We start from the raw sequence: 9,023 nt of genomic DNA, 5'->3' as shown, positions 1-9,023 counted from the left end.
GCCGCGCAGGGCCTTCAGGCGCTTCTGGCTGGCCGGCAGGTGGTTGCCGTCGAGGATCCGGATCGCGTAGCCCGGCAGCCGCACCGGGCTCGGACCCAGCGCCGGCAGCACCGGGCCGAGCCGCTCGGCGCTCGCGCGCACCAGCGCCCCCAGCAGGTCCGGATCGGTGCGCTTGAGCTTGTCGTACAGCGCCGTCAGCGACACCGGCAGAGGCTCCGCCTGCCGGGCTGCCGCGTGCAGCGAAGGCTGCAACCCCACCGCCACACGCATCATCAGCTCGACCACCGTCGAGAACAGCAAGGTGCGCTCGTACTGGCGGCCGCGATGCTGCGCGAACACCGCGTCGAGCCAGGGCGCCGGAAACGCCTGTTCCAGCAGCGTGCGCGCCATCACGCTGGCCGGCGCCTGCTGCTCGAACCGCTCCAGAACAGCGCCCCAGAGTGGCCCCAATCCGTCCGATGTGCCCGTCATCGCAAGGACTTGGGGCCAGCGCAAACACCTTGAAAGGGCTGGGGCCTGCCCTCACTCCTGAACTGCCGCCCCCAGAACTCGGATGGAGCGACGCCCTGAAGCCACTGGCCCGAGAGGAACTGCTGGGCGCTGGCCGAGAGGATGATGTTGCGGACGGGGTCGCGCAGCGCGAAGTAGCCGTCCCGGGTATAGCCGAGCGGGATGGGTCCCTCGTCGCCGGGATCGTATCTCCGACGGCCGGAGCCGATCTGGACGGGTGACTTGACCCTGCCGTGGTACGGGCACGCGAGGCACCCCCCGTGGCCGAGGTCGGCCTCGATCGAGTGGCAGGTGCGCGGCGCGTCGTTACGGCGGGCGATCTCGAACTTTTTCTGCGCCTCGCCCCGGTCGTATCCGGGGTGGGCGGCGCTGTAGGCGTGGAAGACCTCCTCGCCGTCGCGGCAACACGCCGTGATGCTGGCCGCGGCGAACCACTCGGGCTCGGACGCGGTGGCCGCCCCATCGCCGGTCATGGTCTCGTACCAGGCGCACCCGCGCCGGATCACCCCGTGATCGGCCCGCCCAAAGCCGTCGCTGGGCCGCTTTTTGGCGGCCGGATGCGGCGCGGGGGCCGCCGTCGCGATGAACTGCTCGACCTGGGCGCGGCGGTAACGCTGAGCCGGGTCGAACGCGAGAAGCACGACCGGTTTCGTCTCGCCCCCCTTGCGGTTGAATGTCCCCGGGAGTCGGAACGCCCGGGTGATGTCGCCGACAGCGTCGATCTCGGCACCGTGCTCGCGGAAGACCGCCTGCATGCGGCGACTGAACTCGGCCGTGGTCCGCTTGGCCGCGTCCAACTCGTCCTGATTCTCGATCACCATGGGCTGGTCGAGGAACCAGTGCCAGTGCTCGCCATTGCCGGTCGCGACGACCGCCGACGGGGGCAGCGGCAGGGCCTGGCGGATCGCGGCTGCGGCCGCCGCATCCGCGATGTACCGCTTCTTCGTGTCCTTCATCGAGGCGAAGTCGACGTCAACGATGAGCCCGGACACCTGCCGGACCGTTGCGATGCCGCCCCGAGACCGGGACGGGAGCCGCTTCTGCTGAGTGCCGATCACGCCGTAGAGGTCGTTCTCGCGCTTGAGATGCTCGACCTCCGCGCCGAGCGCGTTCCACTGGGCGGAGGCGAAGAACACGGTCCGCTTCGCGGGCAGGATGAAGAGCGCCTGGACGCCGGTGAACTCGTCGCCATGGACGGCCCGAAGGAACTCGACCGGGCCGACGTTGAACAGGGCCGTGGGCTTGCGCGGGGCGACAGCCTGCGCGATCTTATGCTTACCAGACATGGCAGTACCTTCCAGCGGCCTGAGGCCGCGAGCTGAATGGGAGCGGTTGGGCGGGGAGCCGCAGCGCGGACGCGTTGACGCGCGACGCGGGGCGGTCGCGTGGTGGGAGTTTCAGCCCGAGGCGTTCGCGGCCGTCATCGCCGCGCGGATGTCGGCGACGAGCACGTAGCGTCGTCGGTCTAGCATTCCGTAGCTCGGGATCGTTCCGTGCTTGACTGCGCGCCTGATCTTGTATTCGGGAACCCCGGTAGCGCGCGCCGCCTGCGGCACGGTACAGAACCGCGGATCTTCAGCTACGGCGGTCTGACTTCTCTTCACGTTGGTCTTCATCGGATGCCTCCGTTCCGGCATCCCTAACCCTTTCAGGTCGAGGCAAGGACTGGAATTGACGTAATTCGAGCCCGTTCCAAGTCGTATCAGTTCACGCTAGCTGCCGCCGCCGACCGAGCGCGGGGTCGAGGCGCGACCGGTCAATCTCGATTTCCCGCTGCTCCAGTTCGTCGAGTTCCCGGCGGGCGCGGGCCAGGGCCGGCCCGCGCTCCGGCTGGTCCTCGGCACCCACCGCACTGAGCAGGTCGTCCTTCCGCCTGTTGAACTTGCGCCTCAGCCGTACCAGCAGCGCGTCATCGCTATAGCGCTCGGGGCCGGATTTCGGCGCGTGCGCGGCGACGACCGCGGTGATGATCGGATCCAACTCGGGGTACTTCGACGCATCGCTAAAGAACGCCTCGTGGTACGCCATGGCGATCCTGCAGACCAAATAATCATCGATGTGTTGCTTCGGACCGCGCTTGTGGGCGTCCCAATCCATCCGCAACTTCGGCACTATTCCGCTCACCGCCACGTGCTTGCTTCGCGCCGCCCCATGAACCCTGGCGATCGCGACGGCTCGGTCAAGCGGTGTGGCCTCCAGGTTGAAGGTGCTCAGAGGAACGTCATAAAGCTCGCCATCTCTCCCGATCCAGGCGCAATCGCGGGTTGAGATTGTCTCAGTACCTTTGCCGGCGTCGGCCCGCATGTAGCCAGGGATCTCCTTCGGCAACCCATCAACGTCGATCATCGGCTTGCGCGACTTCTTAACTTGGCTCATGGCAGACACCGCACTTGACACGACGCCGAATAGGCTGAGTTTCTCGTTCATTCGCGTCGTGGGCTGAACACTATCAGATATGCTGCCCAGATGGGCTTCAAGCCGCGTGAATAGTTAAGGCGGGGCCCTGGGTATGTCGCGTACAGCGCCGTGGATGCCATATTAGCGGGTTCATTCCCCCCAACGTATGGGGTCTGCGCGATTCCGTCCGTCGCTCGTGCAGAATATCGAGGGCTGCACGGAAGGCATATTTGCGCGCTCAAGCGCACGCCGATCAGACCCACCTCCCCCGACAATGCTGCTGTTCTGTCATGACCCGTACACGCCACCGCACACGTTCGTCTCACCGAGACGCTCGCAGTACATGTCCTTCGCCTCTACCCTCTGGGTCGTGGGATTCGAGAATTTATAGCGCTGCCAGAACGATGCATGATGCAGCGCCAGATCGCTGCGTTCCTTGATGAACAGCTTTCCGTCCGGATCCTTCGCATCGATCAGGTTTTGGCCGACGAAGTCGGCCCGTTGCCCGTGGGCTAGGACCTTTCCGTCGAGGCCGAGCACGGTGATATATAGATCGCGGTCGTGGAACTGGCCGCCCTTGCGGCTGAACTCGGCGTAGGCCTTGGCCTCACCCTGCTCTTGGATGAAGACGACCGCCCTCTTCACCATCGCGACGGCCTCGTCCCTGGGCGCAAAATCTGCGGCGATGGTGGACGTGGCTGCGAGGACCGTGGCCCACACACCGACTGAAAGGAGCGTCGTTATCTTCCAGATCATCGTGAAGCCCCATTTGAAGGCTGGCATTTAAATTTCGGCACCAGCCCGTGTCGTTCTCGAAACTATGATTATCCTATTCAGCACCAGAACGTAGCGTTCATGCTTCGATCTGGATTAGCCGAAAACAATCCGTTCGAGTCTGAGTAGCAAAAGAATTAGAAAAAGCCATTTATCTCAAACAGCCCGCAACATTCTTGAGGATGGGCTCGGGGTCCTTGATGCCGAGATCAAGAATGTCTCCCGGAAAAACTTCTTTTCCCAACTCGAGCCAATCATTCCCGTTCTTAACGGCTTTGGCGATGGGCGCCTCCCCGCGAACCAGCTTGTCCGGATCAGCGAGTCCGATCGCGGCGGCCCGAATGATCGCGAAGTGCAGGTGGGCGCCGAGACCCTTCTCCACGAGGCACGATGCGTTGCCCGTGAAGCCCACGGTGCCGACGACGTCTCCCGGCTTCACGCAGGCGCCCTCCGTGACCTTCACCTGATCGAGATGACCATAGATGGAATAGTCCCCGTCCTCGTGGTCGATGATGACGGCGGAGCCCATGCCGGTCGGTTGCCAATTGGCTCGGGCGATCGCGACTTTGCCCGGTTTCGTCGCGAGGACGGCGGTCTTCTCCGGGGCGTTCATGTCCAGAGCGTTATGAAAGTGGTTGCCGGCCCGCCCGGCTTGGAACGAACCCCCGCCTTTGGGCGCACAGGCGTCGGGGGGCCTGACTGTCGCCCCGCCGTTGACTGGGCAGGCGAAGCGGTTCTTGTACCGGCCGATCTCCTCCACGCCTGTGCAGCTACGAGCGAGAGCCACTCCGGCGGAAAGCAGGAACGACGCAGCGGTCATGAGGGCGAAGCGGCGTTTCAGCATGGGTGTGTGTCCTCCAAATCCAACGTCCGGTATGCGGTGCGTCCGGTCGGCGACGATGGTTCGCGCACCGGCACCCGTCTCATCGCGGCGGGATGCACGGGGATGGGACCGGAGTAGGGGCGGGCCGCGCCATGCAGGCCGCGAGCGCGGCGCCGGTCGGCAACGTTCCCGCGACGTAGACCTCCACGCGCCGGGAATACGGGCCGTTCCCGGACTGGTTCGGCCCGTTCTCCTCGCCCAACCCCTTCCGATCCTCCAATCTGTCACATGAGACCCCGTAGCGGCCGATCGCGTTCGCGACGTTCGTCGCCCTCAATTCCGACAGGCGTAAATTGTCGTCCGGTGCGCCGGTACGGTCGGCGTAGCCTCTGATCCGCACGGCCGCTCCGGGCGCCATGTAGCAGGCCGCCTCCCGCAGATCGGGATCAAAACGGGCCGGCACCGCGCCGCCGCCGCCCGTGAAGAAGACGAGGAACAGGCGGTGCTTCGGCGGCTCCGGACCGCTCTGCGTGCAGGCTGGACCGCCGAGTAGGCCTGTGAGGACGAGGGTGGCGGCCATCGGAACGAGCCCCCTCACGGCTTGGTCATCCATTGTTCGACCGTCCCGATCTGCGGGACGATCAGGGCGGACCCGCCGTCGATGAGGATCGGCGCGCCCGCCCCGGCGGAGGCGAGATCCAGACCGCCGACGCCGTCGAGGGACAGGCTCGTCCAGCCTTTCCAGCCGAGGTCGTCCCCTAGCTTCGCCACGACGATCCGGCGCAGCTGCGCATCGGCCAAGAAGCGCTCAAGGCGCCCCTCCGGATTCAGCCAAGGACCGATCTGTAGCGGCCGATGGAGCGCCAGGATAGCCGCGTCGGACTGGAGGGTGCAGTCGGCGCAATCCGCGGCCGCCAACCGGCCGCCCTTCACGATCAGAACTTTGAGGCGCGCGGCCTGACCACCGGTGCCCTGTGCCACGAGCACGATGCGGTCGCGCGTGACGAGCCGCTTCGACCGGTCCGGATCGAGGAAGCCTTCTTCGAGATCGACCTTGCCCCGTTCCGAGCCGGATTTGTCGAACGCCGTCAAGGTCGTCGCGCCGGAACGATGCGTCACCAGGAGCGGGCCGGCCTCGTCCTCAAGCACGGCCGCCGGCTCCGCCCCGAGCGGAATCTTGAAGGCGTGGATCGTCGGATCCTTCGAGAGCGGGAACGGGACGGCGGCGACGCGGTCGACCCCGTCCTCGGTCTTCCCCGTGAAAATCAGGTGCGTCGCCCGCTGGACGGACTCGTTCGTCACGCTCGGCGCTGGCTCTTTGATGGCCAGCCCGGGATCGGTCGTCGTGTCGCGCAACAAGGCCGTGACGCGCGCGTCCGCCCCCCCGTTCAGCGCCGCGACGAGCGCCGCCGCGTCGCAGGTCCCCGACCTGACCCCGGCCGTCAAGTTGCAGGTGACGGGGATGTCGACCTTCGGCTGCGGCTCGTCCCTGTGCTCAGCATCCGGTGGAAGCTTAGCCAGCGTCAGACCGACGACCTCGCCGTCGGACTTCAGGTCGACGACCTGAAGGAGCGCGTCGTCCGTGGCGCCGGTCGGGGCGGCGTAAACGCGGCGGCCGGCGCCCGCCTGCGTCATCGGCAGCGATGGGCCTTCGCACCGGTCCCGCGTTTCCCTACGGAGCCGGACCACCGCCGAATCGGATCGGCGGATGGCATACACGCGGGTCTCCTCCCCGATCTGGAAGTCACGCAGGCTGCCCGCGTTGCACCGCGCCGAGACGGCGAGGCGTCCGGACTGGCTGGCGCGCCCCGGGCGGGCCGCCGCGGCCGCTCCGGCGTCGGGTGCCGCCGCAAGCGGTCCGGCGGTCCGGTCGTTGGCCCGCAAGGCGATGGCACCGTAGATGCCGGCCGCCACCGCGCTGATCACCGGCCGATCCACGATCTGACCGTTCGCGGACGGAGCCGACGCGATCGAGAGGCCCGTGATGCGGAAGCGTTCCGCCGGGACGATGCTTCCGGGTACGTCTCCTGCGCACGACGGCGCGTCGCCCGGCGTCGCCCAGGCCGCGACGTCCGCCTGGTACAGGGGACTGCGGGTCGGGGACTGCTCGGAGGCGCCGAAGGTCCAACGCATGACGTGAAGCTTGTACGTGCTGGAGACCGGGCTCCCCCTCGAGTTGGGTTCCCAACTCGTGATCGCGACCGGCTCTCCGGGCTTCGTGACCCAGGCGAAGGCGCTCGTCCGCCCGGCCAGCACCTTCGCAGCCTCGAGGCGGCCGGTGTCGCCCTCGGGGGCCTTGAGGACGATCTCGCCGGCATCCTTCTCGCCGGCATCCTTGAGGACGACATTCCCGGAATGCGCGACGCATTCGGGGCCTAGGCCGACGACCGTGATGCCCTCCGGAGCGACCGCCGATCCCATGAAGGCGACGTCGTCGATCCGCACCGCGCCCTTGTCGCCCACCACGCACCTGATGCTGCGCCCCTCAGCCCCCTTCGTCGCGCCCAGGATCCTCCAGCTTGTGGAACCGTCGCCCGGCGATCGAAGCCCCACGGCATAGAGCTGGCCGCCCGGGGCCGCGCGCAACGTGGGCACCTTCTCCTTGACGTCCTTGACGACGCCCAACGCGCGCCGGTCGGTGAGATCCGCCCTGTAGTCGACGAGGTACCATCCCGGGCCCCCCTCCGCGTCTTCGTCCTCGCGCCACGCCAGGGTGGCGACGCGGTCGCCCCCGCCTCGCGCGACGGCGAGGGCGCCGAGGCGGCCCTCGACCGTCTTGCCGAGGCCCGGCAGTAACGCGAGGCGGTCCGTCCCGTCCCCGTCCCGCACGGCGGCCAGGCCCGACGCCTCGGTGAGCACCGCGGCCTGCAGCGGACAGGCGTCGCTCGCCTCGGCGAGGTTCATGGCGCGTCCGGAGGCCAGCATGGTCTGCAGGGCCCGGACGTCCGGCCGGGCGCCGCCCCGGCGGTAGACCGCCACCTGTGCCGCGCCCGTGCCCGAGGTCATCCCGGACGGATCGGTGCCGAAAGGCGTCAGCACCCAGTCGTCGCCGACCGCGAGGGTCGACACGTCGAGCTTCCAGGCCCGATTGGAGAAGAGCGGAACGTCGGGGCGGGAGAAGGCGGCCACGCCACCGGTCGCGTCGCTCTCCAGAGGGACGCCGGGGAGGCGCCTGGGCAGCCGGTCCCGCGCCGTCGCGATCACCGACACGGCCTCCACCATGTCCTGCGCCGTGCCCAGCCGCGCGAGGATCTGAGCGAGCCGGATCGAGTTATCGACCAGGTGCCCGCGCGCCGCGACTGCGCCCGTCAGGGGAAACCGCTTCAGGCGCTCGTCGAGGCGCTCGATGGACAGCCGGAGCGCCCCGGCCGCCTCGGTGGCCGAGCCCGTGGAGTTTCCGGCCGTCTCGCTCCAGCTCGTCTCCGCGAGGCTTGCGTAGCTCGCCGCGAGGTTGTCGTAGTCGACCGCGTCGGCGGCGCCCACCCGCCGCTTCTTCTCGATGTCGCTGATGACGCCGGTCGTTGCCTTGCGGGCGTCGTCGAACTGCCCGGTCTCCAGGTAGGTGTTCCCGAGCGCGGTCCGGATGGACGTGTCCGTCGGATTGAGCTTCAGCGCCTCCTGGAGGATCTTCTGGCGTTCGGCCGGCGTCGATCCGGATCCCGGCCCGTGGTAGGTGGTGGCTTGGCCGTACAGCGCCTTCGCGGCGCACGCCCGGACGTTCGGCCCCGACTGGCGGAGGTTGAGGTTTAGGACGTCGGGGCTCATCAGGTCGTCGTAGGCGTAGGGCCGCGCCGAGAGTTCGGACACCAGACGGTACGCCCGCGGCCCGCTGTCGATCTTGAACTTGACCGTGTAGGCGCCGACGCTGCAGACTCGCGGCTCGCCGTCGCACGACGTGCGGTTGATGCTGCTGTCGTTGAGCCCGATGACGCCGCGCGGCGTGCGACTGCCGGTGATGCCGGTGTCGCGCCAGAGCCCGTCATCCTTGTCCCCGTCCTTGGCATCGTCGCCCACGACCGGATCGTCGTCGACGGTGCCGACGGGCTTGCTGTCCTGCGGATGCCTGGGCTCGAACGGCTGGTCGGATCGCGCGACGGAGTAGGTGAACTTCAGCTGCGCGGCCGTGACCGGGTTGTTCCTGACGCGCTTCTCGTACCAGCAATTGATCCCGAACCAGTTGCACTTGCGCTCCTCGTAGATTTCCCTGTTGACGTTGGCCGCGTCGGACACGGTGAGCGTCGCCTTCTCCCACGCATACAGGTTGGGGATGGGCACGAGCGGCTGCGGTTCGCCCCAGGTCACGTTTACGGACGCGGTGTGCACCTGCCAGTCGGGGGCCGGCGGCTCGTCGCACCGGATCTCCTGGGCCTTCGCGGCCGCCGACAGGACGGTCAGGAGGCCGGCGAGCGCGGCGGACCGGAGCCGGCGCGGGGACGTCGCCCGGAGGCGGTGGGCGTGCGGTACGGCCATGCGGGGTTCCCGGGATCCTGCGGCGTCTCGGCGGGGCGGCATCGGACGG

At 68.0% G+C, this 9,023-nt stretch carries 8 protein-coding genes; all 8 read right to left on the bottom strand.

The features are described 5' to 3' along the window. On the bottom strand, positions 1-390 hold a 390-nt coding region (locus Q8W71_RS27930; protein ID WP_459251762.1), incomplete at its 3' end, for a transposase. Between the two features lie 77 nt (positions 391-467). Then, positions 468-1,646: a hypothetical protein gene (locus Q8W71_RS27925; protein ID WP_305528673.1), complete on the bottom strand. Its 1,179-nt coding sequence runs from the start codon at positions 1,644-1,646 to the stop codon at positions 468-470. Between the two features lie 261 nt (positions 1,647-1,907). Further along, the gene (locus tag Q8W71_RS27920; RefSeq protein WP_305528672.1) at positions 1,908-2,126 is read right to left on the bottom strand and encodes a helix-turn-helix domain-containing protein; all 219 of its coding nucleotides are present in this window, start codon (positions 2,124-2,126) and stop codon (positions 1,908-1,910) included. 91 nt (positions 2,127-2,217) lie between these two features. After that, complete coding sequence (locus Q8W71_RS27915) at positions 2,218-2,937, bottom strand: hypothetical protein (protein ID WP_305528671.1); 720 nt, start codon at positions 2,935-2,937, stop codon at positions 2,218-2,220. A 258-nt stretch (positions 2,938-3,195) separates the two neighbouring features. After that, positions 3,196-3,690 (bottom strand): cache domain-containing protein, encoded by a 495-nt coding sequence (locus Q8W71_RS27910; protein ID WP_305528670.1) that lies wholly within the window; start codon positions 3,688-3,690, stop codon positions 3,196-3,198. Positions 3,691-3,832: 142 nt separating this feature from the next. Then, a complete protein-coding gene (locus Q8W71_RS27905; protein WP_305528669.1) occupies positions 3,833-4,525 on the bottom strand; it encodes a M23 family metallopeptidase in 693 nt (230 codons plus the stop codon). 79 nt (positions 4,526-4,604) lie between these two features. Beyond that, entirely contained in the window at positions 4,605-5,084 is a 480-nt protein-coding gene (locus Q8W71_RS27900; RefSeq protein WP_305528668.1) for an OmpA family protein, read from the bottom strand. Positions 5,085-5,098: 14 nt separating this feature from the next. After that, a complete protein-coding gene (locus Q8W71_RS27895; protein ID WP_305528667.1) occupies positions 5,099-8,974 on the bottom strand; it encodes a tetratricopeptide repeat protein in 3,876 nt (1,291 codons plus the stop codon). Positions 8,975-9,023: the final 49 nt, after the last annotated feature.

Source organism: Methylobacterium amylolyticum (assembly GCF_030700245.1).
Lineage (GTDB): Bacteria > Pseudomonadota > Alphaproteobacteria > Rhizobiales > Beijerinckiaceae > Methylobacterium.
Note: the sequence above shows the minus strand (reverse complement) of the source record. Positions and strands in the feature narration are given on the sequence as shown.

Bases quoted from the DNA above. Each gene is read 5' to 3' on its own strand.
- Q8W71_RS27920 (WP_305528672.1), bottom strand. From the start codon at position 2,126: ATGAAGACCAACGTGAAGAGAAGTCAGACCGCCGTAGCTGAAGATCCG.
- Q8W71_RS27915 (WP_305528671.1), bottom strand. From the start codon at position 2,937: ATGAACGAGAAACTCAGCCTATTCGGCGTCGTGTCAAGTGCGGTGTCT.
- Q8W71_RS27910 (WP_305528670.1), bottom strand. From the start codon at position 3,690: ATGCCAGCCTTCAAATGGGGCTTCACGATGATCTGGAAGATAACGACG.
- Q8W71_RS27905 (WP_305528669.1), bottom strand. From the start codon at position 4,525: ATGCTGAAACGCCGCTTCGCCCTCATGACCGCTGCGTCGTTCCTGCTT.
- Q8W71_RS27900 (WP_305528668.1), bottom strand. From the start codon at position 5,084: ATGGCCGCCACCCTCGTCCTCACAGGCCTACTCGGCGGTCCAGCCTGC.
- Q8W71_RS27895 (WP_305528667.1), bottom strand. From the start codon at position 8,974: ATGGCCGTACCGCACGCCCACCGCCTCCGGGCGACGTCCCCGCGCCGG.